This is a genomic window from Enterobacter sp. GD03975 (assembly GCF_029838645.1).
GTDB lineage: Bacteria > Pseudomonadota > Gammaproteobacteria > Enterobacterales > Enterobacteriaceae > Enterobacter > Enterobacter quasihormaechei.
Genome location: NZ_JAOBZC010000001.1, coordinates 130757 through 156863, shown reverse-complemented (window position 1 = coordinate 156863; position 26107 = coordinate 130757). Strand labels below are relative to the sequence as shown.

Below are 26107 nucleotides of genomic sequence, written 5' to 3'. Positions count from 1 at the left end.
TCATTCCGTGTTATAAGAATGAGGATGTTATAGTATAACATCTCAGATCGCAACCAGTCCGCGAACGCCCTCCTGCTCCATATTTTCCCCGCGCCCGTGCTGGACAATACTGCCGCGCGACATCACCAGATAGCTGTCGGCCAGCTCCGCTGCAAAATCGTAAAACTGCTCCACCAGCAAAATCGCCATATCCCCCCGGTTTGCCAGGCTGCGGATCACCTGGCCGATCTCTTTAATCACCGACGGCTGAATACCTTCCGTAGGTTCATCCAGGATCAGCAACCGTGGACGGCTCGCCAGCGCCCGCCCAATCGCCAGCTGCTGCTGCTGACCACCGGAAAGATCGCCCCCGCGACGGTGCTTCATCTCTTTCAGCACCGGGAAAAGCTGCCATATCTCCTCCGGTACGCCTTTTGCACTGCGCGCGGAAAAGCGCGACAGCCCCATCAGCAGATTTTCCTCAACGGTGAGACGGGGAAAAATCTCGCGCCCCTGCGGAACATATGCCACGCCGGACTGCACCCGCTGGTGCGGCTTACTGTGGGTGATGGTTTTCCCCTGCCAGACCACCTCCCCGGTTTTCACCGGGATCAGCCCCATCAGGCACCTCAGCAGGGTGGTTTTGCCCACCCCGTTGCGCCCCAAAAGGCAGGTGACTTCCCCGACGGCCGCTTCAAAGTTCACCCCGCGCAGAATATGGCTTCCGCCGTAGTACTGATTCAGCTCGTTAACCTGCAACATGCGTTCTCCTTAGCGTCCCAGATAGACGTCAATCACCTGTTCATTGGCCTGTACCTCGCGAAGCGAGCCTTCTGCCAGCACGCGTCCCTGATGCAGCACCGTGACGTGGTCGGCGATGGTCTCAACGAAGCCCATATCGTGCTCAACCACCATCAACGAATGTTTACCTGCCAGGGTGCGGAACAGTTCGGCGGTGTATTCCGTCTCGGCGTCGGTCATGCCGGCGGCGGGTTCGTCCAGCAGCAGCAGATGCGGGTCCTGCACCAGCAGCATGCCAATCTCCAGAAACTGCTTCTGCCCGTGGGAAAGCAGTCCGGCGCGGCGATCGCGCTCGCTGCCAAGCCGCAGCAATAACAGCATTTCGTCAATGCGGTCGCGCTGTTCGCCGCTGAGCGTGGCCCGCAGGCTCGCCCAGACAGACCTGTCGGCCTTCATGGCGATTTCGAGGTTTTCCCATACGGTCAGCGCTTCAAACACCGTCGGCTTCTGGAACTTACGCCCAATCCCCTGCCGGGCAATGGCAGCCGGTTCAAGGGTTGTCAGATCGATGGACTGATCGTAAATGGCTTTGCCGCTTTTTGGCCGGGTTTTGCCGGTGATCACGTCCATCAGCGTGGTTTTGCCCGCACCGTTAGGCCCAATGATGCAGCGCAGCTCCCCGACGCCGATATTCAGCGAGAGATCGGTCAATGCCTTAAAGCCGTCGAAGCTGACGTTAATTGCCTCAAGCTGCAATACCGGATCGGTCTGCTCGCGGTAACGATCGCCCGGCAGCTGGCGGGTAAAGAGTCCTTCAGAGGGCTGCATTATTTCTCTCCCTTACGCAACAGACCGAACACGCCGCGCGGTAAAAACAGCGTGACGGCAATGAAAATCAGCCCCAGAAACAGCTGCCAGTACTCCGGCATCGCCACGGTGAAAAAGCTCTTCGCACCGTTGACCAGCGCCGCGCCGATCACCGGGCCCACCAGCGTGCCGCGCCCGCCCAGCGCGACCCAGATGGCCGCTTCAATGGAGTTGGTTGGCGACATCTCGCCCGGGTTGATAATGCCCACCTGCGGAACGTACAGCGCCCCCGCCAGGCCGCACAGCACGGCAGAGAGCGTCCAGACCAGCAGCTTGAAGCCGCGCAGATCGTAGCCGCAAAACGTCAGGCGGTTTTCCGCGTCGCGTACCGCCGTCAAAATGCGGCCAAACTTACTCTTCGCCAGCGCGTAGCCTGTGCCCAGAGCCAGAAGCAGCAGCATTACGGTCGAGATAAACAGCGCGATCCGCGTCGTGGTCGCCGTGACGGAAAACCCGAGCAGCGTGGTAAAGCCGGTAAAGCCGTTATTGCCGCCAAAGCCGGTTTCATTGCGAAAGAAAAGCAGCATCCCCGCATAGGTCAGCGCCTGGGTCATAATGGAGAAATAGACCCCTTTGATCTTTGAGCGGAAAGCAAACCAGCCGAAGACCAGCGCCAGCAGGCCGGGGACCGTCACGATTAAAACCAGCGCCCAGGCGAAATGCTGCGTCCCCCACCAGAACCACGGCAGTTCACTCCACGACAGAAACGACATAAACGCGGGCAGGCCGTCGCCAGCCGCCTGGCGCATCAGGTACATGCCCATCGCATACCCGCCCAGGGCGAAGAATATGCCGTGCCCCAGCGAGAGCATGCCGGCATAGCCCCACACCAGATCGAGGGCCACGGCGACAACCGCGTAGCAGAGGATTTTGCCGACGAGCGTCAGCATCCACGTGGAGACAGCCAGCGGATGCGTGGAAGGCAACAGCGCGAGAAAAGGCAGCACCAGCAGCGCCGCAACCAGCAGGCTGCCGACAATCTGCGTGGTACGCGGTGCGCTGCGCGCCAGTGTTAAGGTCATTGGCTGGCTCATCAGTCTGTCACCCTCCCTTTCAGTGCGAATAACCCCTGCGGACGCTTCTGGATAAAGAGAATAATCGCCACCAGAATCAGGATTTTGCCCAGCACCGCGCCCATCTGCGGTTCAAGAATTTTATTGAAGATGCCAAGTCCAAAGGCCGCCGCCACGCTACCGGCGAGCTGACCGACGCCGCCCAGCACCACCACCAGGAACGAATCGATGATGTACCCCTGACCCAGCTCCGGCCCCACGTTCCCCAGCTGGGACAATGCCACGCCGCCCAGCCCGGCGATGCCGGACCCGAGGCCAAACGCCAGCATATCAACCCGCCCGGTCGGCACGCCGCAGCAGGCCGCCATGCTGCGGTTTTGCGTCACCGCCCGCACGTTCAGGCCCAGACGCGTTTTGTTCAGAATCAGCCAGGTGAAAAACAGCACCAGCAGCACAAAGCCGAGCACCACAATGCGGTTCCACGGTAGCGTCAGGTTGGCGAAAACCTGCACGCCGCCGGACAGCCAGGCCGGGTTCGCGACCTCAAGGTTCTGTGCGCCAAAGGTCATGCGCACCAGCTGGATGAGCATCAGGCTGATCCCCCAGGTGGCGAGCAGCGTTTCCAGCGGGCGGCCATACAGATGGCGTATCACCGTGCGCTCCAGCACCATGCCGATACCTGCCGTCAGGCAAAACGCCACCGGCAGCGCTATCACCGGATAGAGCGCCAGCCACTGAGGCATCCACTGCGCCATCATCTGCTGCACCATCCAGGTGGCATACGCCCCGAGCATCAGCATCTCGCCGTGCGCCATGTTGATCACGCCCAGCAGACCATAGGTGATAGCCAGCCCGAGGGCGGCCAGCAGCAGCACCGATCCCAACGACAGGCCCATAAAGGCCTGCCCCAGCAGTTCGCCCCACATTAAACGGTGCTGGATACGATCCAGGCTTTCGGTAGCTGCGGCACGTACCCGTGCATCCGGTTCGGTTTGCGCCTGGGTGAGCGGTGCCAGCGTGGCCTGCACGTCCGGATCGTCAGACTGTCCCAGCAGCTCAACCGCCTTCAGCCGTATTTCAGCCTGTGGGCTGGTCAGCTGAAGGTTTGCCAGCGCCAGCATCAGCGACTGCCGGGTGACATCGTCCGTTTCGCGACCGGCTCGCTGTTGCAGGAAGCCGAGCATCTCCGGCTGGGCATCACGCTGAAGCTGCCGCGCGGCATGCCGCCTTTCCGTGACACTGTCACTGACAAGCTGATGGGTCGCCAGCGCCGTGAGGGTTAATACGCGCAGCCGGTTGGTGAGGCGCACGGCTTTGGTTGCCCCTTCGGCGGTTTTTGATGCCCCCAGTGCAACCATGCCGCCGTCGATGCGGGTAAAAGCATGCTTCTGGCTGTCGGTATAAAGATTCTCGGTTTGCAGCGCCTTAAGCAGCGACAAACGTGCAGGTTCCGGCGCGGCCGCCCACCGGGTCAGCATAGCGGTCTGCTGGCTCCGGGTGGCGGCAACGAAATCATCGGCATCCGATGCCTGCGCCATCCCTGGCAGCAGTCCGGTAAGCCACACAATCGCAATAATGATGCGCATGGCGTTCATGACGTCTCTCCCTGGGTGTTGGCTTAGTTGCTGGCGGTTTTCATCGGCTGGTCAGGCTTTTTGTCGTTCCCGGCGATAAACGGGCTCCACGGCTGAGCGCGTACCGGCTGTTCGGTCTGCCAGACGACGTTGAACTGGCCGTTACCTTCGATTTCGCCAATCATGACGGGCTTATGCAGGTGGTGGTTGGTGGCATCCATGGTCAGCGTAAAGCCGGACGGCGCGCTGAAGGACTGGCCCGCCATTGCCGCGCGCACTTTATCCACGTCGGTCGTACCGGCTTTCTCAACCGCCTGCGCCCACATATGGAGGCCAACGTAGGTCGCTTCCATCGGATCGTTGGTGACTACGGTGTCAGCATTCGGCAGCTTGTGTGCTTTCGCGTAGGCTTTGTAGGCCGCGACGAAGGTCTGGTTGGTCGGGTTATCAACGGATTCAAAGTAGTTCCACGCCGCCAGGTTACCCACCAGCGGTTTGGTATCAATACCGCGCAGCTCCTCCTCGCCAACCGAGAACGCCACCACCGGCACGTCAGTGGCTTTCAGCCCCTGGTTCGCCAGCTCTTTGTAGAAAGGCACGTTGGAATCACCGTTAATGGTGGAGACCACCGCCGTTTTGCCGCCCGCGGAGAATTTCTTGATATTGGCAACGATGGTCTGGTAATCGCTGTGACCAAACGGGGTGTAGACCTCTTCAATATCTTTATCTTCCACGCCCTTCGAGTGCAGGAAGGCACGCAGGATCTTGTTAGTCGTGCGCGGGTAAACGTAGTCCGTACCCAGCAGGAAGAAGCGCTTCGCGCTGCCGCCGTCTTCGCTCATCAGGTACTCCACCGCAGGGATCGCCTGCTGGTTGGGTGCCGCGCCGGTATAGAAGACGTAAGGCGACATCTCTTCACCTTCGTACTGCACCGGATAGAACAGCAAACCGTTCAGCTCTTCAAAGACCGGCAGAACCGATTTACGCGAAACCGACGTCCAGCAGCCAAACACCACGGCGACCTTATCCTGACTCAGAAGCTGGCGGGCCTTTTCGGCAAACAGCGGCCAGTTGGATGCCGGATCGACCACCACCGGTTCCAGCTTTTTCCCCAGCACGCCGCCTTTGGCGTTGATTTCATCGATGGTCATCAGGGCGACATCTTTCAGGGGTGTTTCTGAGATGGCCATCGTGCCGGACAGAGAGTGCATAATCCCAACTTTGATGGTGTCTGCGGCCTGGACGCCAAAGCTCATGCCCATGGCGACGACGGATGCGGACAGGGCGAACGCTTTAATAAGGGTACGACGGTGCATATTTTCACTCCTGAAAAAGAAAGCTGTGCGAAGACGTCCGTTACCGCCCGGACGCAGAAAAAGTAACGTCAGTTTCAGGAGAGCAAAAAGAGTGCCAGGTTGCAGAGGCTAGATTTTAAAGGGATGCGAGAGAAGGATGACGGGAAACGACTCAGAATGGTACAGCGCTGCACTGTAATAATGCAGCGCTGTGGAGGGCGTTACCAGACGTCGCTGGCGATTTGCGTCACCAGGCGAACTTTGTCCCACTGCTGGGCTTCGCTCAGGCTGTTACCCTCTTCCGTGGAGGCAAATCCGCACTGCGGGCTGAGGCAAATCTGCTCTTTCGCGACGTACTGCGCAGCTTCTTCCAGACGTGCTTTCACCCCTTCAGGGTTCTCCAGTTCGCCGTGCTTGGTGGTAATAAGCCCCAGAACCACCTGCTGTTTGCCCGGGCGCACAAAACGCAGTGGCGCGAAGTCGCCGCTACGATCGTTGTCGTACTCCAGGAAGAACGCGTCGACGTTAACCGTGCCGAACAGCACCTCTGCCACCGGCTCATAGCCGCCCTCTGAAATCCACGTTGAGCGGAAATTGCCGCGGCAGACGTGCAGCCCGATGGTCAGGTCGTCCGGCTTGCCTTCCAGCGCTTTGTTCAGCACGTTGGCATAGATGCGGGCCAGTTCGTCAGCGTCATCCCCCCGCTCCCGGATCTGGCGGCGCTGATCTTCCGAACAGAGATAGGCCCATACGGTGTCGTCCAGTTGCAGATAGCGGCAGCCCGCGTCGTAGAATGCCCGAATGGCGTCGCGCCAGGTGGTTGCCAGATCGTCAAAGTAGTCGTTCAGGTCCGGATAGACCGTGGCATCAATATCTTTGCGGCCACCGCGGAAGTGCAGCACGCTCGGGCTCGGAATGGTCATTTTCGGTTGCGCGTTGCCGCTGATGCTTTTAAGGTAGCGGAAGTCTTCCAGCATAGGATGATCGCCGAAGCCCAGCTTGCCCGTGACGCGCACGCCGTGGGCTTTGGTCTGCACCCCGTTGAACTGTATGCCCTGCTGAGCGTCATAACGCTCCACGCCCTGAAGCCCGTCAAAGAAGTCGAAGTGCCACCAGGCGCGGCGGAACTCACCGTCCGTCACCACGTTCAGACCGCAGGCGCACTGCTGCTCAACGACGTGGCGAATGGCCTCGTCCTCGACCGCGCGAAGCTGCCCGGCATCGATCTCACCGCTGGCAAATTGCAGGCGCGCCTGTTTAATGGAATCCGGGCGTAAAAAGCTGCCGACTACATCGGCGCGGAACGGGGCGTGGTGTCGCTGCATGGAAATCTCCTTTGTCTGTCGGCGTTAATTGCCCACAGTGATAATTCATCTCTTGAATCTTTAGACTTCTGGATGTCTAAACGTCTTAAGAAGATGTCACACCGTCTCCCTGCCGACAAACGAGAAAATTTCATCTGTGTTGAAAAAAATTCATGTTCCAGAGCCGGATGATGACGATCCTGCAAACGCGAACTGCTCATCCTCCCAGCCGGTCATGCCCCCGAGCATAATCTTGACCGGCAGACCCAGACGCGCCAGCTTCAGCGCCGCCCTGTCCGCGCCGTTGCAGTGCGGGCCAGCACAATAGACGACAAATAGCGTGCCCGCCGGCCACGCGTTCATCCGCTCTGCGGTAATCTGGCTCCAGGGTAAATGCTGCGCGCCGGGCAGATGACGCCGGGCAAAATGCTCGGGCTTCCCGACCACGTGCAGCAGAGCGAAGTCCTGCTCACCGCTGGATATAGCGTGTTGCACATCGGCGCAGTCCGTCTCTACGCTTAAGCGTCGCAGAAAATGCCCCACGGATTCCTGCGGCTCGGCAGCCGGAAATTCAGTAACATAGCTCATGAATCTTCCTCATTTGTGGTGTTTGTGTTAACACTACTCTATCCCTTAATACAGCCCATGAATGCCTCCACCTATGCCAGAAAACAGCAAAAAGATGACAAACTTAAGACACACTCCTCCGCGCGCGGTCGTGCTGGCGTATGACGGTTTGTGCACCTTTGAGTTTGGCGTGGCGGTAGAAATCTTTGGCCTGCCGCGCCCGGAGATGGGCGACGACTGGTATCGGTTCGCCGTGGCGAGCGTGGATGAAGGCGAACTCCGGGCAACGGGCGGGATACGCATTCTGGCCGATGGCGATCTGCACCTGCTGGAGACGGCGGATCTGATTGTTGTACCCGGCTGGCGAGGGCTGGACGAACCCGTACCCGAGGCGCTCTGTCAGGCGTTACGCGCGGCGCACGCCCGCGGCTGTCAGCTGCTCTCAATCTGTTCTGGCGTTTTTGTGCTGGCAGCCACGAGCCTGCTCAACGGGCGGAAGGCGACCACCCACTGGCGTTACACGCACGCGCTGAAATCACGTTATCCTGCCGTCACCGTGGTGGAAGATGTGCTGTATCAGGACGAGGGGGATATTCTTACCTCCGCCGGCAGCGCGGCGGGGATCGATCTGTGCCTGCACGTGGTGCGCCGGGATTACGGTATGGAGGCGGCAAACCGCGTGGCGCGTCGGCTGGTGATCCCGCCCCACAGAGATGGCTCGCAAACCCAGCAGCTAAGCCGGCCGGTGGCTCAACTGCGGGAAAGTCAGCGCCTGGGCCATCTGTTTGATTATCTTCATCAGCATCTTGCCGTGCCACATACCGTCGGGTCGCTGGCCCTGCGGGTTGGCATGAGTCAGCGTACCTTTCTGCGCCGTTTCCAGGACGCGACCGGAACCACGCCCGCGCGCTGGTTATTGACGGCGAGATTGCAGCGGGCGAAGGATTATCTCGAAAATAGCCGACTCAGCATCGACAATATTGCAGAACAAACCGGTTTTGGACTCAGCGCCACGCTGCGCCACCATTTCCGCCAGCAATATGCCCTTTCCCCGACGCAATATCGAAAGCAGTTTTTGCAGCCGACCAGATAAAAAGGCAAAAAAAAACCGCCATATTCTGGCGGTAAATGCTTGCATGGATAGATTTGTATTTTGGTATCTACGCTCCGGTATTCCATACCGGGATGTGGATCACCTGCAATCTACCACCGTGAGCCTCAACGAAGCATAAACGAATCGATTAACCCGCTTTGGTATTAATTTGCAGATAACGCATCAGCCCCTGCTCGGCGCTCTGGCGGGCATCATCATTAATCGCTTCGAGATAGAACGCGCGAGAGACTCCGTACGGTGCCTGCTCGGATGGGTAAACGGCAAACTGAAAGGTTTTCCCCCTCGCCTTGTTGGTGCAGCCCAGCTCCCAGCGATCTTCACTTACCTGGGTGCTATTACATTCGACGCGGCCGTAATCACTGGTTAAATACGAACCGACGCGGCTTTTCGCTGACTGAATATATTCTGGTTCTTCGTTTGAATAGATGCTGGCAGCAGCACCCACAGCAACCACTACGCCCAAAAGTGATAGCACGATTATTTTTTTCATTTATTAGATCCAATCCTTAGCCAGAAAAATCTTATTGTAAATGATTTCCCCATAAATCTAGCTGCTCTTTTCATACCAGAAATGGGAGTTTACAACGTCAATATTGCTTTTAAGAATAGTCTCAGATGCGCTGTATTGCGATCACAAATTTTGACAGTTTGTTTTCTCAAATTTGAACAGTTAAATAATTACTCTATGAAATTATCCCTACGATAACCCTGGCGTATTTTCGGGGGATGAAGGATGTTCAGAAAAGGGTTGTCGCTACTGCTGGTGATAAGCGCTCTGTTCTCAGGGCAGATTATGGCGGAGCACAAAGGACATGAATTTCTGTATGTAAAAAACGCCGACCATCAGCTTCGTCATGAAGGTGACAGCGACGCGTTACGCAGCGAGGCAGAGGAGTCTGCGGAGGGGTTGCGCGAGCGCCATTCCTGGCTGAAATCGCGCAAACCCGATACCCACTTTCCGGGTTAGCTGCCTTTACGCTTCGGCAGGGTTTTCATCAAGTCGTCAGGGCTGACGGAGGCCACAATGCTGCCAGGCGACGGCATTTTGAAGATGTGATTCTTCATCTTACCGATAACGTGCATTTCACACGGACGGCAGTCGAATTTCAGCGTCAGCACTTCGTCACCATTCACCAGCTGCATCGGGGTTGCTTTCCAGCTTTTGATATTGCCTTTCGCCTGCTTCGGGCAGAGGTTAAAGGCAAACCGCAGGCAGTGTTTGGTGATCATCACCGGCACGTCGCCCTTCTCTTCATGCGCTTCATACGCGGCGTCAATCAGCTGCACGCCGTGACGATGATAAAACGCACGCGCTTTGTGGTTATAAACGTTCGCAAGGAAGGAGAGATGCGTGTCCGGGTAAACCGGCGCAGGCACCGCTTCGGCCTTACGGCTGCCGCGCGGATAGTTTGCCAGGCGCGCGTCATCCAGCATCTCAGCCGTTTCGCGACGGAACTGATTCAGCAGGCTGTTCGGCACGAACAGCGCATCCGGCAGATTCACCTCAATATTACGCGCGTAATAAATGGTCTGACCCAGCTTCGCCACGCCGTCCTTCAGGCTGTTCAGCGCTTTCTCCGCGTTGTTCGCTACCTCGAACATGCCGTCGAGGGTATGCGTCACGCTGATACCGTCTTCACAGGTCATGGTCAGGATCAGCTGCTCTTCCCAGCCCCCCAGCGCGATATCCACCGCAATGCGGCGCTCGCTGGAGGTCTTGAGCAACGCCTGCTGCCAGTTGTGGTCCAGGTTACGGTTCAGCGCCGCGTTGGGACGGGCTTTGTAGAGATCGGCAGGCATTTCGTTCGGCCAGACCCGATAGCGGTTTTCGCCGGTTTTCTCCACGGTATTGGCGCGGAAACCGACCACTTCACGTTTAATCATCACGTTAAGACCGTCGCCGTTCGCCAGCGGCTCTGTAACCTGAACGTCGAGATGGTCCTTCGCCACCTTCAGCACTTCACCCACCGGCAGGCCGATAAACTTTGGTGAGTCAAACGCGCCGATGTCCCCTTTGCGCGCATTCACAAAGTAATCCGTGCTGCCGCGGTGGAAGGTTTTGTCCGTGGACGGAATAAAGAAATGCTCCGTACGTCCGGCGGAGGCGCGGGCCAGATCACCGCGATCGTCGATGATGGCATCCAGCATCTGACGATAATGGGCGGTGATATTTTTCACGTAGCTCATGTCCTTGTAGCGCCCTTCAATTTTGAAGGAGCGCACCCCGGCGTCGATCAGCGCGCCGAGGTTCGCCGTCTGATCGTTATCTTTCATCGACAGCAGGTGTTTTTCGAACGCCACCACGCGGCCCTGATCGTCTTTCAGGGTATACGGCAGACGGCAGGCCTGAGAGCAGTCGCCCCGGTTAGCGCTGCGCCCCGTCTGGGCATGAGAGATATTACACTGCCCGGAATACGCCACGCACAGCGCACCGTGGATAAAGAATTCAATAGTGGCGTCGGTCGCCTGGTGAATATCGCGGATCTGGTTCAGGTTCAGCTCGCGCGCCAGAACAATCTGTGTGAACCCAACGTCCGAAAGGAACTTTGCCTTCTCAACGGTGCGGATATCGCACTGGGTGCTGGCGTGCAGCTCAATCGGCGGGATATCCAGTTCCAGCACGCCCATATCCTGAACGATCAGCGCGTCAACGCCGGTCTGGTAGAGATCGGTTATCAGACGCTGCGCAGGCTCAAGCTCATCATCATGAAGAATGGTGTTCAGGGTCACGAACACCTTCGCCCCGAAACGGTGGGCGAACGGCACCAGTTCGGCAATATCGCGCAGGCTGTTGCTGGCGTTATGACGGGCACCGAAGCCAGGGCCGCCAATGTAGACGGCATCCGCACCGTGAAGAATGGCTTCACGGGCAATGGCGGCGTCGCGGGCCGGGCTGAGCAGTTCAAGATGATGGGAGTGCAGGCGCATACTTCGTCGTTATCCGTTATGGTCAAAATGGCGGCTATTGTAGTCAGAAGTCTGTGTCAGTGAAACCGTTTTGCGACGCTTTAGCGGGGATAATGGATCAGAGAGTGAAAATGGACCGTCCGGGCGCTGCTGTTGCGGTACGCGTGCGGTTTGTCGCCGGCAAAACGCACCCCAGAATCAGCATAAATCGTCCGCCAGATGCCGTCGATCTGCATCTCCAGTTCACCGCTTATCACCACCACGTGTTCAATCACCCCGGCTTCGTGCGGGGTGGACTCGCTCAGCGCGCCGGGCGACAGCGTGATGGAGAAATGGTCAAACCTGAGCTGGTCGTCCCAGGGGAAAAGCGGCTTCACCACCATCGCCTGCTGTTGCGGATCAAATACCGCCTGCGGGTCGCTCTCTGGGGTAATAAACGCCGAAAAAGGCACGTTCAGCCCGGTGGCGATTTTCCACAGGGTGGAGACCGTCGGGCTGGACTCGTTGCGTTCGATTTGCCCAAGCATCGCTTTCGACACGCCCGTCTCTTCGGCCAGCTTCGACAGGCTCCAGCCCCGCGCCTGACGCAGCGCTTTCAGTGTAGTGGCAAGGTGTTGCGTAATATCCATGGTTCCTCCCGTTGTGCGAAGCATACCACTTGTACGCTATAGCGCACAGTGATACCTTACGCCGGACGTTATAACGCACAACGGAGTTCCCATGCGATCGACTGCCCCTCTCTTTCCTGCCGTACTGGCCGGTTTTGTTGCCGTCCTGGTGGGCTATGCCAGCTCTGCCGCCATTATCTGGCAGGCCGCCGCGGCGGCAGGCGCAACCCCACAGCAAATCGGCGGATGGATGACCGCGCTGGGCCTCGGGATGGGGATCAGCACGCTTGCGTTATCGTGGTGGTACAAGGCGCCGGTGCTGACCGCCTGGTCAACGCCCGGCGCGGCGCTGCTCGCCACCAGCCTGCATGGCGTCACGCTGGCGGAAACCATCGGGGTATTTATGTTTGCAAATGCGCTGATCCTGCTGTGCGGCGTGACCGGCCTGTTTGCCCGGCTGATGAAGCTGATCCCGCACTCGCTTGCCGCCGCTATGCTCGCGGGCGTGCTGTTACAGTTCGGCCTGAAGGCATTCAGCAACCTTGAGGGGCACCTTTTTCTTTGCGGCAGTATGCTGGCCGCCTGGCTGGTGGCCAAAGCCGTGGCTCCCCGTTACGCCATTGTCGTCACGCTGCTGGTGGGCATTCTCGCGGCCTGGGCCGGAAGTGACGTTGTCACGGATAAAATGACGTTATCGGTTATCATGCCTGAATTTATTGCCCCTGCGTTCACGTTCACCAGCCTGATAAGCATCGGCTTGCCCTTCTTTCTGGTGACCATGGCGTCGCAGAATGCGCCCGGCTTCGCCACCATGCAGGCTTCGGGCTACCCGCTGGCGGTCTCACCGCTTATCGTTGCGACCGGCGGGCTGGCGCTGGTGTTATCCCCCTTCGGCGTCTATTCCATCTGCATCGCCGCTATCACCGCCGCCATTTGCCAGAGCCCCGACGCCCACCCGGATGCCAGTAAACGCTGGCTGGCCGCGGTGGCCGCAGGCGGGTTTTATCTGCTGGCGGGGGTTTTTGGCGGCTCGATTTCCGGGCTGATGGCCGCCCTGCCGCTGAGCGGGATCCAGACGCTGGCCGGGCTGGCGCTTCTCGGTACGATTAGCGGCAGTCTGTATCAGGCGCTGAATCATGAAGCGGAGCGCGACGCGGCGATCGTCACCTTTTTGATGACCGCCAGCGGCGTCACGATCCTGGGGATTGGCTCCGCCTTCTGGGGGCTGGTACTGGGTGGGTTATGTTACGCGGTCTTTTCACGCCTTCGTCGCGCGTAACTGGGACGGCGTCATCCCCGTCATGCTGCGAAAACGGTTACTGAAGTGGCTGGCGGAGCTGAATCCGCAGGCCAGCGCGATGTCGGTGAGCGGCGTGGTGGTGTGCTGCACCAGCGCTTTGGCCTTCTCCATGCGGCGCTGCATAACGTACTGATGCGGCGCCAGCCCCATCGACTGGCGGAACATTCTGGCGAAGTGATACTCGCTGAGCGCGGCCTGACCCGCCAGCTCCGCCAGCGTTAAGGGTTGCGCCAGATTTTCCTCGATAAAGGCCACTACGTTACGCAGCACAAACGGCGATAACCCGCCGGTGACCACCGGTAACTTCCACTGTACGCTGGAATAATGCTGGACTAAATGCGTCAGCAGTAAGGTCGACGCGGTGCTCAGGGTGAGCTGATTGGCGTTTTGCTGCCAGTCGCAGCCCAGCAAAAACTGACGATAGAGTGCGGTGATTTTCGGATCGCTGCCAAAGATTTTTTCATCCAGCGTCAGCGATAACGGACGTTTATCCCAGATTTTCTCCCCCACGTCCCGCAGATGTTCATCGGTGCAGTAAAGGTGGACGAACGACAGGTCGTCACGAATATCCCACGTGGATTCGCTCTCTTCGGGCATCAGGCAAAAACGATCCGGCCCGCCGCCATTTTTCCAGCCACCGGGGGTTTTTTGATAGCTTTCATAGCCATCCGCCACGTACAGGCTGAGCGTATGGTGGTTGCTTTTTACGGTGATCGTATCGTGCTTGTTGTACCACGCCGCCAGTTGAATGCCAGAATTGAGCGCGACGGTTTCCCGCAGCACCGCATTTTGTTGGCGTAACGTTTCAAAGGTGTCGTAAACGAGAGACATGGCCGTAAACAGGTGATTAATCAGACTGTCAGTCTATGAAGTGTTGCAGCCTGTTACCAGCGTTCGCGTGAGAAAAAAGCGCAAGAATGTGCAAGTCCGGCGCAAGCCGATGAAAGCCGCCCGCCCGCGCTTTCGTCACACTGGGGTTTTTCGCGGTATGAGAAGAGAGAAACCATGAACGCATTACTCTATGGGCTGGTCGTTGTTATCTGGGGCACCACCTGGATCGCCATTTTTCTGCAACAGGGGCCGGTTCCCGCCCCGGTTTCCATTTTCTGGCGCTTCGCCGTGGCCAGCGCCACCATGATGATTGTCCTGCTCGCCCTTCGCCGCCTGCGCAGGCTGGCGCTGCGGGATCACCTCTACTGCCTGCTTCAGGGCTGCTGCGTATTCTGCTTCAACTTCTGGTGCTTTTACACCGCCGCCGCCCATATCAATACCGGCCTCGAGTCGGTGATCTTCTCGATGGCCGTGCTGTATAACGCCATCAACAGCTTTATCTTCTTCGGCCAGCGCCCGCCCGCACGCTTCTGGACGGCGGCAGCGCTGGGGCTTATCGGGATCATCACCCTGTTCTGGAACGATCTGCTCGCCAGCGGCTGGAGCGCGTCGTTGCTCACCGGTATTGGACTTTCCGCCCTCGGCACCTACGGCTTCTCGCTGGGGAATATGATCAGCATGCGTCATCAGCGCAACGGACTGGAAACCATGACCACCAATGCCTGGGCGATGCTGTATGGCACCGTCGTGATGGGCCTTATCGCCCTCTTCAGGGGTGATAGCTTTATGCCGGAATGGACGGTGAGCTATATGGGGGCGCTGCTGTATCTTGCGCTGTTTGGCTCGGTGATTGCCTTCGGGGCCTATTTTACGCTGGTGGGCCGCATTGGTCCCGGTAAAGCCGCGTACAGCACCCTGCTGTTCCCGCTGGTGGCCCTGTCGATTTCAACAATTTACGAGGGCTACGTATGGCATCTCAATGGGATCGCAGGCCTGCTGCTGATTCTGGGGGGAAATATGGTGATGTTTACCAAACCGGAGACCTGGTTCCGACGCCTGCGGACGGCATAAAAAAACGGCCTGCGAAGGTGCAGGCCGTGTTGATTATTTTGCAGTCTGATGAACATCAAACATGGTGGCATCCGTCGCCATGTCATCCACAACCTGTTTCAGCGTGGCGAAGCCTATCGGCGTATTTTCATTTGCCAGCTCTTCACCTTCACCTTTACGAACAACTTTAATTACCGGCTTGTTGGTGGCCGCATCGATCAGCTCGCCTTCGAAGAACAGATGCGTATCCATGGTGCGATGGCCAGTTGCCATCTGCGTTCCCGCAACCAGCAGCGCGACAGGAACCACTTCATAGAACTGCAAACCTTCTTTGTCCGAGCTCACGCCGGTGATGGCGCCACGGAAGATCAGGCTATGTTTGCCTGGCGTCGTGACAATCGGCTTACGCTGGCCAATCGCGGTTTTCAGTTTGGTATTGGTATAACTCAACACCTCATCAAGCGTTTTTTGCCCAAGCTGAGTGGTCGGTTTTGGCGCCGGGTAATAGGTAATCGGCGTCCAGATAATGCTGTCGTAATTCGCCTCATTGTAGGAAGGATCAACCCAACGCAGGGTTGGCTTCCCGGTTGCAGATGTCATCTCCTGCAAGCCTGAGTAATCTTTTAAAAAGCCTGAATACTGCTCGGGGGCTGCGACTTTTGACGCGCAGCCTGAAAGGGCCAACAGGCCAGAAAGCACTGCAACTTTAAAAAAAGTCTGAGTACGCATGATGGTATTCCATGTTATCTGCAAGTATGCACTTGAAGTTATAACAAAAAAGGAGGGAACGTGGTGTGGCAAAAAATGACGAAGACAGCACAAATAGCGAAAATAGTGCCCGGCTGAAACCGGGCAGTATAACTATTCCTCTTTCAGATCCACTTGCCAGAACAGGTGCTTGCCGAAGGGATCGATTTCATAGCCCGTGACCTCTTTACGGACCGGCTCAAAAATGGTCGAGTGGGCAATCATCACCGCCGGCATTTGATCGTGCATCATCTGCTGCGCCTGCTTGTACAGCGCCACGCGTTTTTCGCGATCGGTTATCGATTTAGCTTCGGCAATCAGGTTATCAAAGGGCTTATAACACCATTTTGCCGAGTTCGACCCGCCGTTGGCGGACGTACAGGTAAACAGCGGCCCGAAGAAGTTATCCGGATCGCCTGTCGCCGTTGTCCAGCCCATCAGCGCGGCCTGATGTTCCCCTCCTTTCACGCGCTTCAGGTATTCGCCCCATTCATAGGTCACGATCTTGGTCTGTACGCCAACTTTCGCCCAGTCCGCCTGGATCATTTCAGCCATCCGTTTCGCGTTCGGGTTATAAGGCCGCTGCACCGGCATGGCCCACAGTTCGATGCTGACGCCGTTGGCAAATCCCGCCGCCTTTAGCAGCGCCTTCGCTTTTTCAGGATCGTAATCGTAGTCTTTCAGCGCGCTGTCGGCACTCCAGACGCCAGGCGGCAGCAGGTTTTTCGCCGCCGTGCCGGTTCCGTGGAACACCGCGTCAATGATGGCGGGTTTGTTAATTGCCATCGCCAGCGCCTGGCGCACCTTCAGATTATCCAGCGGCGGCTTTTGCGTGTTAAACGCCAGGAAACCGGTATTCAGGCCAGCCTTGCTCATCAGATTGATGTCTTTGTTGGCCTTCATGCGCGGCAGATCCGCCGGATTCGGAAACGGCATCACCTGGCACTCGTTCTTCTCAACTTTGGCAAAACGCACCGAGGCGTCCGGCGTGATGGTGAACACCAGACGATCCAGCTTCGATTTCCCCTGCCAGTATTGCGGGAAGGCGGTAAAGAGGATGCGGGAATCCTTCTGGTACTGCGCCAGCTTAAACGGACCGGTGCCAATCGGCTGCATATCGACCTTTTCTGGCGTGCCCGCTTTCAGCATGGCATGGGCATATTCCGCCGACAGGATGGAGGCAAAATACCACGCCAGGTCAGCGACAAACGGTGCTTCCGGGTGCGCCAGGGTGAAGCGCACGGTGTGCTCGTCAACCTTGTCGATGGCCGTTATCAGGCTGCCAAACTCCAGGCTTTCAAAGTTGGAATAGCTGCCGTTCGAGACGTTATGGTAAGGATGATTCACATCCTTCTGGCGCATAAACGAGAAAATCACGTCATCCGCGTTGAAGTCGCGCGTCGGCGTAAACAGCTTATTACTGTGGAATTTCACCCCTTTGCGCAGGTGGAAGGTGTAGATCTTGCCATCCTCGCTCACCTCCCAGCTTTCGGCCAGGCTCGGCACCAGCTCGGTGGTGCCGGGTGTGAAATCGACCAGACGGTTATAAACCGGTACGGCGCTGGCATCCACGCTGGTTCCCGAGGTGTATAGCTGAGGATTGAAGTTTTCCGGCGATCCTTCAGAGCAATACACCAGCGTTTTTGCCGCGACGGTGGAACTGACCGTCAGCGCAGCCAGCGCCAGCGTTATGGTTGTGAATGTGCTTTTCATCATTATTTCCTGTCTTTTTAATTCGACGGCTAATTACTTCTTTTGCCGTTCCATAAATAACATTAAAGTGATGGCGCAAACACATGAAAAATAAATACAGAAGGAAACACTATGGGCTCTGAACTCTCCAGACAATTAACCCGTCGCTTTTTTCGTTATCTCGCCATTACCAGCCAGAGCGATCCAAAAGTGAAAACGTTGCCCTCCACGCCGGGCCAGCACGACATGGCGCGGGAACTGGCGAACGAGCTGGAAAAGCTGGGGTTGGACGACATTGTGATTGATGAATTCGCTACCGTTACCGCCGTGAAAAAAGGCAATGTCGCGGGTGCGCCGCGCATTGGTTTTATTACCCATATCGACACGGTGGACGTCGGTTTATCTCCGGATATTCATCCGCAAATATTAACGTTTAGGGGTGAAGATCTCTGCCTGAATAAAGAGAAAGGGATCTGGCTGCGCGTCAAAGAGCACCCGGAAATTCTGGCTTACCCTAATGAAGAGATTATTTTCAGCGACGGAACCAGCGTATTAGGCGCAGATAATAAAGCGGCCGTCACCGTGGTTATGACGGTACTGGAAAACCTGACGACCGAGCATAAGCATGGCGATATTGTGGTGGCGTTTGTGCCTGACGAGGAGATTGGCCTGTGCGGTGCGAAAGCGCTGGATTTGAAACGCTTCGACGTCGATTTTGCCTGGACCATCGACTGCTGCGAACTGGGGGAAATTGTTTATGAGAACTTCAACGCGGCAGCGGCTGACATTCGCTTTACCGGCGTAACGGCCCACCCGATGTCCGCCAAAGGGGTGCTGGTCAACCCACTCCTGATGGCCACGGACTTCATCAGCCAGTTCGATCGCCAGCAAACTCCGGAATGCACCGAAGGGCGCGAGGGCTACATCTGGTTTAACGGTATCCAGGCCGGACAAAACGAAGCGGTGCTGAAAGCCAACATCCGTGATTTCGACAAAGAGGGTTTTGCCGCCCGCAAGCAGCAAATTACCGATGTGGCGGCGCAAATAGCCGCGCAGCACCCTACGGCAAACGTGGAAGTCCACATTGAGGACACCTACAGCAATATCAGTAACGCGATTGGTGAAGATCGCCGCGCCATCGACCTGATGTTCGAGGCAATGGAATCGCTCGGTATCGCGCCCAAGCCAACGCCGATGCGCGGCGGCACGGACGGCGCAGCGCTGTCAGCCAAAGGCTTGCTCACCCCGAACTTCTTCACCGGCGCCCATAACTTCCATTCAAAGTTTGAGTTTTTACCGCTGTCGTCGTTCGAGGCGTCCTACCGCACCGCCCTACAACTCTGTCTGCTGGCCGCGCGTTAAGCGGGCTTGCGCGCAAGCATCGTGGCGAAGCGCAGCTTGATACGGTTCCCGTTGGCATCAGTACGGTGGAGTTCACCCACCTCTTCGTTGTAATTGAGCAGCTCCCAGCCTTGGTAATAGTTGCTCAGTTCACCGGTTTTGAACGCAAACGGGAAGCCAACGGTACACGGATAATCCTCGGTATCCATCGCCGCAACGATCAGGTTATAGCCGCCCGGCCTGGTGCAGCGCTGCATATTGGCGATAAGACCAGGGATGGTTTTCGCCTCAAGGAACATCAATACGACGGTAGAAAGAATAAAGTCATATTCGCCGTCAAAGGTCAGGCTGTTCAGATCCTGAATCGCCGTTTGCAGATTCGTAATCCCTTCCGCCGCCTTAATGCGCTCGATGTTATCGATGCTCATCGGGTTTTTATCCCACGCCGTCACGTCATAGCCGTTGGCCGCCAGGTAAAGGCTGTTACGGCCATTTCCGCAACCGAGATCGAGCGTTTTACCCGGCTTAACAATATTCGCGCTATGTAGCACCTCTGAGTGCGTACGGGTCAGACCATATTTCTCGGTAAAGTAGTTTTCATCGACAGTCATTGTTTTTCCTCAGATTGCATAAGCAGTGCCTTATCAGCGCGCACCAGAAGTTTGCCCTGCATCAGCAAGATAAAAGTACGGACCAGCAGCATCGCGATGATGACGTTGGTGAAAATAAACAGTGGAACAGCAAGGGCGTGAAAGAACCCTGACGGGCTGCTTTGCCCAAGATGCAAACCGGTAGTCGCCAGCGCCGAGACCCCGAACGAGAAGCTCCAGAACGACGCGTTGAACGGCTGCGACAGATACCACGGCATCAGACGCAGCATAAACAGCAGCTGCAACAGGCCATAGCCAAACAGCATTTTGGCGAAGGTGTCCGCTTCGCCGCCGTTGACGCTAAGCCAGGCGCTACAGGCCACCAGGGCTGGCGCAAGCTGGATCCCAAGCGAGGTACGAAGCGCTGCGGGTAGTTCGCCGGCGCTGCGCAGGCGCTGCAAAATGACCGGCTCCAGGCTCAGCCAGGAAAAGACGCCGGCGCCAAGGAACACCAGTCCGGCATCGTGGAAACCCAGCGCGCCGCAGGCCATCGCGCTAATAAAATTGTTCGCCACCGTCGGCAGATAGAGGCCCGGCGTTGTCGCCTCTCCCGGGTGCTTACCGCGCCACAGCCCGGCGCTTTGCCAGGCGGCATACGCAAGCTGGATCACCACGCCCACACTAAATAACACCAGCGACACCGGGCGGTACCACGGCACGAAGCCGATGGCCACCAGCATCGTTGTGGCGGGAAACAGGCTGACAAAACTGCTCATCACCGGATGTCGCATCTCTGCCAGCACGCTGCGTGGAAACCGTACCGCACGGGTGAGAAACGCTACGCTTAAAAAGAACCAGATCGTCACCGCCAGCGCCACCAGGATCTCTCCCGGCCAGCGCGTAACCGGCCAGACAGAGCTGGCATAACGCCAGGCGAACCCCATGCCAATGGTACCCAATACCATGCCAAAGTACCCGGCGGGCAAATTAAGAACGCGTTGGTTTTCATTATGCATTTTTTTTAAACTTTAAAATGTATTTGAAATGCCATTTTAAGGGGTTTCCCGTGTGGACGCCAGCACTTCGACAAGCCAAAAGTTTGCTACGTTTAGTGAAAGGCTTTTCAGGGATCAGACGATGACAAAATATCGGCTTAGCAATGAAACCCGTCTGTGGCGCTGGCAGGACGGGACCACGCCGCGCACAACGCCCCTCAGACAGATCGTTGCCGTGGACGATTTTAACGATGTTGCCCGCGGGACAAAAGGCGGTTGGGTTGAGGATGAGAACGTCCTCGCACAGGACGGGGATTGCTGGATTTACGATGAAAACAGCGTGGTCTTTGCCGGTGCCCGGGTATCCGGTAATGCCCGCCTTACCCAGCCCTGCTTCGTAAGCCACCGCGCACACGTTAGCGGCAACAGCTGGCTGGACGCCGCCGAGGTGAGTCACGGCGCGATAATAAGTGACAACGTCACTATTCAGCACTCTACGGTGCGTGGGGAATGCCGCATCGCAGGTGATGCGCGGGTGCTGCATAACAGCATGGTGATCGCAGCCAAAGGGCTTACGCCCGACCGCGAGCAGATCCTGCAAATCTACGACAGCGCAACGGTCAGCCAGTCGCGTATTGTGCATCAGGCGCAAATTTACGGCGATGCCATGGTGACCTGGGCCTTTGTAGAGCACCGCGCGGAGGTGTTCGATCGCGCCATTCTTGAGGGCAACGCGCTTAATAACGTCTGGGTGTGCGACTGCGCCAAAGTGTACGGCAACGCCCGCCTGCTGGCCGGCTCAGAGGACGATGCAATCCCGACGTTGCGGTACAGTTCACAGGTTGCGGAAAACGCCCTCGTCGAAGGCAACTGCGTTATTAAACATCACGTGCTGATAGGCGGCGAGGCGTGGTTGCGCGGCGGGCCGATCCTGATTGACGACCACGTCGTGATTCAGGGCCGGGCGCGTATCAGTGGCGATGTACTGATTGAGCATCAGGTGGAAATTTCAGACGATGCGGTTATTGAGGCGCTTGAGGGTGAAAGCATTCACGTCCGGGGATCGAAAGTGATCAACGGCGACACGCGGATCACCCGAACGCCGCTGCTGGGGGCACTATAGCGGGAAAAGCCTGGCGTAAAGATTCACGTCATCGTAGCGGCCATTGAGCATTTCCGCTTCCCGCAGGCATCCTTCCAGCACAAAACCGTTGCGCTGAGCCACACGGTTACTGCTCTGGTTATCCACGCGACACTTAATGACAAAGCGGCGGATCTCGCCGCGCTCAACGTAATAGCGCATAAACGCCTGGAGCGCCTGAGAGAGAATGCCCTGCCCCTGATGCGCTTCGTCGAGCCAGTAGCCAATGTACCCGGCCTTGTTCGCAGGCTCGATGGCGTTAAAGGAGAGCACGCCCACCAGCGCGTCGTTCATGAAAATCAGGAACATTTTGGCGTAACCGCGCTCGTGCAGCATCTGGTTGCTCTGCACGTTGCGTCGCGTGTCCTCTTCGCTGCCGACATGCTGCGCCCAGTCGAAGGCGGTTTGCAGCCAGGTTTTGTTTTTAATCACGAGGTTATGCAGATCGGCGGTATAACGTTCTTCAACGGCGCGAAGCTCGATATCCTGGTTAACGGGGATAATTTCTGAAGACATAGTGCCTCTTATTAATTGCCGGGTGGCGCTAACGCTTACCCGGCACAATCCCAAAATGATTAGCGCATAATCCGGTCGTCAACGTAGTTACGTTTGTCCGGCGCTGGCGGGAAGTATTGATACAGCCAGGTCTCGCTGATGGCGTCGCCCTGACAGCGCAGGAACAGGCGCATATCGACCGGCTCGGTAGAGTCAGAGGTTGGATACCAGTCAAACAGGATGCGATACCCGTCGAACGGCTCGACGTAGAGGATCTCCACCTGTTTCGCTTCACCGCTGGACAGCGTGATCACCGGCTCAATGCCCTTCGGTGCGGCGGCCTTCAAATCGCCCCCGACGAAGTCAATGGCAAAGCGACGGGCCCACACTTTCGGGTAATTTTCGCCCGGCGCCCAGCCCTCCGGGAAGCCGCCCATACCGGTACGGGTCGCGTAGACGTTTGCCAGCGGCGAACGCACCGGTGGCTGCGCGCTCCAGTAAAGACGGTATTTGAAGTCCAGTTCGTCGCCCGCCTGCACCGGCTTCTCCGGCTGCCAGAAGCAGACCACGTTATCGAGCGTCTCGCCGGTTGTCGGGATCTCCATCAGGGCAATGGAGCCTTTGCCCCAATTATTGCGCGGCTCGACCCACAGGCTTGGTCGCTTGTTATACCAGCCCATGACGTCCTGATAATGGGAGAAATCACGGTCAAGCTGCAATAAACCAAAGCCTTTCGGGTTCTTATCCTGAAACGCGTTAAATTGCAGCTTTTGCGGGTTGTTCAGCGGTCGGCAGATCCACTCCCCGTTGCCGCGCCACATCGCCAGACGGTCTGAGTCGTGGATCTGCGGATGAATGGTGTCGCACATGCGGCGTTCGTTGTTGCCGCAGCTAAACATGCTGGTCATCGGCGCGATGCCGAGCTGCTTGATCGCTTTGCGCGCGTAGAGGTGGTTTTCGACGTCCATGATCACCTGGCTCTTCTCGCAATGGATCACGAACTTATAGGCACCGGTAATGCTCGGGCTGTCCAGCAGCGCATAGACGGTAAAGGTGGTATCACCCGGCTTAACGGTTTCAAACCAGAAGGAGGTGAAGTCCGGGAACTCTTCCGGGGTGTCGGTAAAGGTATCCACCGCCAGGCCACGCGCGGAAAGGCCGTACTGGTAGGTATCATCCACCGCGCGGAAGTAGCTCGCGCCCAGGAACGAAACGATATCGCGTCGCGCCAGCTCGGGGGCTTTAAACACGCGGAATCCGGCAAACCCGAGGTCGCTCTGCCCTTCCAGCTGGCGGGTATCCACGCCCGTATCGCCGTAGCTGAACAGCTCAGGTCGGAAGTGGATCTCGCGCGCCTGAGAGGTGGTTTGATCCAGCGAGAACATGCGCACGCGGCGGCGGAACCCCATCCCCATATGGAAGAACTGGGCGTCCAGCTGACGACCTTCAATGTTATTCCACAGCGACTGCTTCTCATCGTAACGAATGGCGTTGTACGCCTGCGGCGTCATGGTGGCCAGCGTTTCCGGCAGCGGACGCGGCGCGCCGCCCCACGGGGTTTTCGCCAGATCGTGCGCCATGGATTGCAGAACGGAGAAGTCAAAGCGGCGGCTCTGACCGTCGGCAATATCGGAATCAGCAGCATACGCCGCCTGGGAAAACAGAGAAGCAAGGCCAGAAGTGCCGCTCAGGGCAGCCATTGCCAGGGAACCTTTGAGAAAACGTCTGCGATTCATGCCTGAGAAAACGTCCTTATGGTCGTGTGAATGAGTTTCGCGCGCAGCGAAATGACGGCAAGAAAGAACGCACAGCCTAAACAAAAACGGTTAAGAATCCAATTGTTGGCGGGTGATTATCTGAACAAACCAGGAAATATTTTCTGTCGACCAGAACGGCCTGAAAAAGGGGTAAAGTTATGTATAAAATGTCCCGGCTGGACATCAACAGCCGGGACCAACGAGGCGGTTATTTTACGCTGACATCGATACCCGGGAAGTACTTATCAGCCAGTTTAGCGATCGTGCCATCGGCACGTACTTTATCAATGGCGGCATCAAGCTGCTTCTTGGTGGCCTCATCCCCCTTCCGCAGCCCAAAGCCGATACCACTGCCGAGGATCGTGTCGTCTGACACAGGTTTGCCGATAAAGCCAAACCCTTTACCCTGCGGCTTGCTGAGGAAACCCGCCTGCCCGGCCGCTGACATCACCAGCGAGGCGTCGATGCGGCCATTCAGCAAATCTCCCCACGCCATATTCTGATCTTTATAAGACACCACGGTGACACCGTGCTTTTCCCAGTGCTCTTTGGCGTAGGTTTCCTGAATCGAACCCTGGAGAACGCCGATGGTTTTGCCCTTCAGCTCTTCCGGTGTGGCCTCTACCGCAGAGCCGGCTTTGCCCACCAGCTGGGAGGGAATGCGATAGATGGGCTGAGTAAAGTCAATGCTCTTGCGGCGCTGCTCGGTGATGTTCATCGCCGAGTTAATCGCGTCGAACTTTTTCGCCACCAGACCGGGGATCAGCGCATCAAACGAGGTTTCCACCCAGCTGCACTTCAGCGCGGCGGCTTTGCAGATGGCATTTCCCAGCTCTACGTCAAAGCCCTCCAGCTCCCCTGACGCATTGCGGCTTTCAAACGGCGGATATTCCGCCTCCAGACCGTACCGCAACTCGTTGGCGGCGAATGACGAAAATGAACACAGCAGCCCCATGCCGACAACTAACGCGCGTAATTTCATCTTAAACTCCTGAACGTGGTGTGATCCGACACAGGGCCTGGGCACCTGCCCGTAACGTCGCCTCATCTTTCGCAAAAGAGAGACGAATCAGTTTATTGTCCGTGCCATCGGCATAAAACGCCGACAGCGGAATAGTGGCAACCCCGCACTCGACAATCAGCCTTTTCACCATCTCGCTGTCGCGCTCGTCGCTGAAGCCGCTGTAATCAGCCAGCAGGAAAAACGATCCTTTGCTCGGCAGCAGCGTAAACGGCGAGTCGGCCAGCAGGCTTTGCAGCAGATCGCGCTTGCGCTGATAAAACGCCGCCAGCGACAGCCAGGTTTGCGGATCGGCCATATGTTCTGCAAACGCGTACTGCATTGGCGTATCGGCAGAGAACATTAAAAATTGATGGACCTTACATATCTCATCCATCAGCTCTGCGGGCGCCACACAATAACCCACGCGCCAGCCGGTCACGTGATAGGTTTTTCCGAAGGAAGAAATTATCACGCTGCGCTCCGCCAGCTGCGGGTGCGTCGCCATCCCGTGGTGTGGCTCGCCGTCAAAAACGACGTGCTCATACACTTCGTCAGACAAAATAATGATGTCGGTGTGGCGCGTCAGCGCCGCCAACTGGTGCAGATCGGCGGCCGAAAATACCTGTCCGCTCGGGTTGTGCGGCGTATTGACGATGATCATCCGCGTGCGCGGGGTGATGGCCGCCCGCACTTCGTCCCAGTTTACGGCAAAATCCGGTACCGTCAGCTTAATGGCGATCGGCGTCGCCCCTTGCAAACGGACAATCGGCGCATAGCTGTCAAAGGAGGGTTCGAAATAGATCACCTCATCGCCAGGATGAACCAGCCCGCTGATGGCCGAGTAAAGCCCTTCGCTGGCGCTGGCGGTCACCAGCACCTCACTGTCCGGGTTATAGTGCGTACCGTAGAGTGTGGCAATTTTGTCCGCGATGCGCGCCTTAAGCGGCTGTAGTCCGGTCATGGACGCGTACTGGTTATGCCCTGCCTCCATGGCGCGGGTCACGCCGGAGATCAGTTTTGGGTCGCAGGAAAAATTCGGCGCCCCCTGAGAAAGGTTGATCGCGTTATGCTGGGCAGAAAGCTGGCCGATAACGGTAAAAATGGTGGTTCCCACATCCGGCAATTTGGAGCGTGTCTGCACCGGCGTTTTCAAAGTCATCCTCTGTCCCTTCTCATGGTGAATGCATAACTATTCA

Annotated in this window: 25 protein-coding genes; 6 read left to right on the top strand and 19 right to left on the bottom strand. The window is 57.3% G+C overall.

The features are described 5' to 3' along the window. Nucleotides 1-42: 42 nt before the first annotated feature. From urtE to N5C09_RS00635, 7 genes are all read right to left on the bottom strand, one after another. Nucleotides 43-741 carry an urea ABC transporter ATP-binding subunit UrtE gene (gene urtE / locus N5C09_RS00665; protein WP_063451340.1) on the bottom strand — a complete coding sequence of 233 codons (699 nt, stop codon included), beginning with the start codon at nt 739-741 and terminating at the stop codon, nt 43-45. A 9-nt stretch (nt 742-750) separates the two neighbouring features. Continuing rightward, nucleotides 751-1548, bottom strand: coding sequence for an urea ABC transporter ATP-binding protein UrtD (gene urtD, locus N5C09_RS00660; protein ID WP_064910555.1), 798 nt, complete (start codon nt 1546-1548; stop codon nt 751-753). After that, the gene (urtC, locus tag N5C09_RS00655) at nt 1548-2621 is read right to left on the bottom strand and encodes an urea ABC transporter permease subunit UrtC (RefSeq protein WP_279748226.1); all 1074 of its coding nucleotides are present in this window, start codon (nt 2619-2621) and stop codon (nt 1548-1550) included. Before urtC ends, urtD begins: the two co-directional genes overlap by 1 nt. Continuing rightward, nucleotides 2621-4195, bottom strand: coding sequence for an urea ABC transporter permease subunit UrtB (urtB, locus tag N5C09_RS00650; RefSeq protein WP_279748225.1), 1575 nt, complete (start codon nt 4193-4195; stop codon nt 2621-2623). Before urtB ends, urtC begins: the two co-directional genes overlap by 1 nt. 23 nt (nt 4196-4218) lie before the next feature. After that, nucleotides 4219-5490: an urea ABC transporter substrate-binding protein gene (gene urtA, locus N5C09_RS00645; protein WP_279748224.1), complete on the bottom strand. Its 1272-nt coding sequence runs from the start codon at nt 5488-5490 to the stop codon at nt 4219-4221. Between the two features lie 200 nt (nt 5491-5690). Next, entirely contained in the window at nt 5691-6794 is a 1104-nt protein-coding gene (locus tag N5C09_RS00640; protein WP_279748223.1) for a cobalamin-independent methionine synthase II family protein, read from the bottom strand. A gap of 150 nt (nt 6795-6944) precedes the next feature. Then, nucleotides 6945-7361: a rhodanese-like domain-containing protein gene (locus N5C09_RS00635; protein ID WP_279748222.1), complete on the bottom strand. Its 417-nt coding sequence runs from the start codon at nt 7359-7361 to the stop codon at nt 6945-6947. Nucleotides 7362-7434: 73 nt separating this feature from the next. On the opposite strand from N5C09_RS00635, the gene ftrA reads away from it, so the two are divergent. Beyond that, a complete protein-coding gene (gene ftrA / locus N5C09_RS00630) occupies nt 7435-8433 on the top strand; it encodes a transcriptional regulator FtrA (RefSeq protein ID WP_279748221.1) in 999 nt (332 codons plus the stop codon). A gap of 148 nt (nt 8434-8581) precedes the next feature. Here ftrA and N5C09_RS00625 read toward each other — a convergent pair whose 3' ends face one another. Then, nucleotides 8582-8944: a hypothetical protein gene (locus N5C09_RS00625; RefSeq protein WP_015570547.1), complete on the bottom strand. Its 363-nt coding sequence runs from the start codon at nt 8942-8944 to the stop codon at nt 8582-8584. A gap of 243 nt (nt 8945-9187) precedes the next feature. Between N5C09_RS00625 and N5C09_RS00620 the strand changes: the two genes are divergently transcribed. Further along, on the top strand, nt 9188-9421 hold the full coding sequence (locus tag N5C09_RS00620) for a DUF2554 family protein (RefSeq protein ID WP_279748220.1): 234 nt from the start codon (nt 9188-9190) through the stop codon (nt 9419-9421). On the opposite strand, the gene N5C09_RS00615 is transcribed toward N5C09_RS00620, so the two are convergent. Both N5C09_RS00615 and N5C09_RS00610 read right to left on the bottom strand, forming a co-directional pair. After that, nucleotides 9418-11382 carry a U32 family peptidase gene (locus N5C09_RS00615; RefSeq protein ID WP_063451350.1) on the bottom strand — a complete coding sequence of 655 codons (1965 nt, stop codon included), beginning with the start codon at nt 11380-11382 and terminating at the stop codon, nt 9418-9420. The two genes, N5C09_RS00620 and N5C09_RS00615, sit on opposite strands and share 4 nt — an antisense overlap. Nucleotides 11383-11462: 80 nt before the next feature. Then, nucleotides 11463-11990, bottom strand: coding sequence for an XRE family transcriptional regulator (locus tag N5C09_RS00610; RefSeq protein WP_063866735.1), 528 nt, complete (start codon nt 11988-11990; stop codon nt 11463-11465). Between the two features lie 91 nt (nt 11991-12081). Here N5C09_RS00610 and N5C09_RS00605 point away from each other — a divergent pair, with 91 nt between their 5' ends. Continuing rightward, the gene (locus N5C09_RS00605) at nt 12082-13248 is read left to right on the top strand and encodes a benzoate/H(+) symporter BenE family transporter (RefSeq protein ID WP_279748219.1); all 1167 of its coding nucleotides are present in this window, start codon (nt 12082-12084) and stop codon (nt 13246-13248) included. Here N5C09_RS00605 and N5C09_RS00600 read toward each other — a convergent pair. Next, nucleotides 13228-14100: an AraC family transcriptional regulator gene (locus N5C09_RS00600; protein ID WP_279748218.1), complete on the bottom strand. Its 873-nt coding sequence runs from the start codon at nt 14098-14100 to the stop codon at nt 13228-13230. The two genes, N5C09_RS00605 and N5C09_RS00600, sit on opposite strands and share 21 nt — an antisense overlap. Before the next feature lie 174 nt (nt 14101-14274). Here N5C09_RS00600 and N5C09_RS00595 point away from each other — a divergent pair, with 174 nt between their 5' ends. Next, on the top strand, nt 14275-15171 hold the full coding sequence (locus N5C09_RS00595) for an EamA family transporter (protein ID WP_112792302.1): 897 nt from the start codon (nt 14275-14277) through the stop codon (nt 15169-15171). Nucleotides 15172-15204: 33 nt separating this feature from the next. Here the strand turns inward: N5C09_RS00595 and N5C09_RS00590 are convergent, their stop codons facing one another. Together N5C09_RS00590 and N5C09_RS00585 are read right to left on the bottom strand one after the other, a co-directional pair. Then, complete coding sequence (locus N5C09_RS00590; RefSeq protein WP_063866739.1) at nt 15205-15879, bottom strand: DUF3313 domain-containing protein; 675 nt, start codon at nt 15877-15879, stop codon at nt 15205-15207. 132 nt (nt 15880-16011) lie between these two features. Then, on the bottom strand, nt 16012-17610 hold the full coding sequence (locus tag N5C09_RS00585) for an ABC transporter substrate-binding protein (RefSeq protein ID WP_279748465.1): 1599 nt from the start codon (nt 17608-17610) through the stop codon (nt 16012-16014). Between the two features lie 111 nt (nt 17611-17721). On the opposite strand from N5C09_RS00585, the gene pepT reads away from it, so the two are divergent. Further along, a complete protein-coding gene (gene pepT, locus N5C09_RS00580) occupies nt 17722-18951 on the top strand; it encodes a peptidase T (protein WP_279748217.1) in 1230 nt (409 codons plus the stop codon). Here the strand turns inward: pepT and tehB are convergent. Both tehB and tehA read right to left on the bottom strand, forming a co-directional pair. Continuing rightward, nucleotides 18948-19541, bottom strand: a complete 594-nt coding sequence (gene tehB / locus N5C09_RS00575) for a tellurite resistance methyltransferase TehB (protein ID WP_279748216.1) — start codon at nt 19539-19541, stop codon at nt 18948-18950. The two genes, pepT and tehB, sit on opposite strands and share 4 nt — an antisense overlap. Continuing rightward, nucleotides 19538-20536 (bottom strand): dicarboxylate transporter/tellurite-resistance protein TehA, encoded by a 999-nt coding sequence (tehA, locus tag N5C09_RS00570; RefSeq protein ID WP_279748215.1) that lies wholly within the window; start codon nt 20534-20536, stop codon nt 19538-19540. Before tehA ends, tehB begins: the two co-directional genes overlap by 4 nt. Before the next feature lie 121 nt (nt 20537-20657). Here tehA and ydcK point away from each other — a divergent pair, with 121 nt between their 5' ends. Then, complete coding sequence (gene ydcK, locus N5C09_RS00565; RefSeq protein WP_279748214.1) at nt 20658-21638, top strand: YdcK family protein; 981 nt, start codon at nt 20658-20660, stop codon at nt 21636-21638. Here ydcK and rimL read toward each other — a convergent pair. The 4 genes from rimL to N5C09_RS00545 all read right to left on the bottom strand — a co-directional run bounded on the left by rimL (nt 21633) and on the right by N5C09_RS00545 (nt 26070). Beyond that, on the bottom strand, nt 21633-22172 hold the full coding sequence (rimL, locus tag N5C09_RS00560; protein ID WP_279748213.1) for a 50S ribosomal protein L7/L12-serine acetyltransferase: 540 nt from the start codon (nt 22170-22172) through the stop codon (nt 21633-21635). The two genes, ydcK and rimL, sit on opposite strands and share 6 nt — an antisense overlap. Nucleotides 22173-22231: 59 nt before the next feature. Further along, a complete protein-coding gene (locus tag N5C09_RS00555; protein WP_063866746.1) occupies nt 22232-23887 on the bottom strand; it encodes a glucan biosynthesis protein in 1656 nt (551 codons plus the stop codon). A 229-nt stretch (nt 23888-24116) separates the two neighbouring features. Next, nucleotides 24117-24890, bottom strand: coding sequence for an ABC transporter substrate-binding protein (locus tag N5C09_RS00550; RefSeq protein WP_279748211.1), 774 nt, complete (start codon nt 24888-24890; stop codon nt 24117-24119). A 1-nt stretch (nt 24891) separates the two neighbouring features. Then, a complete protein-coding gene (locus N5C09_RS00545) occupies nt 24892-26070 on the bottom strand; it encodes a pyridoxal phosphate-dependent aminotransferase (protein WP_279748210.1) in 1179 nt (392 codons plus the stop codon). Nucleotides 26071-26107: the final 37 nt, after the last annotated feature.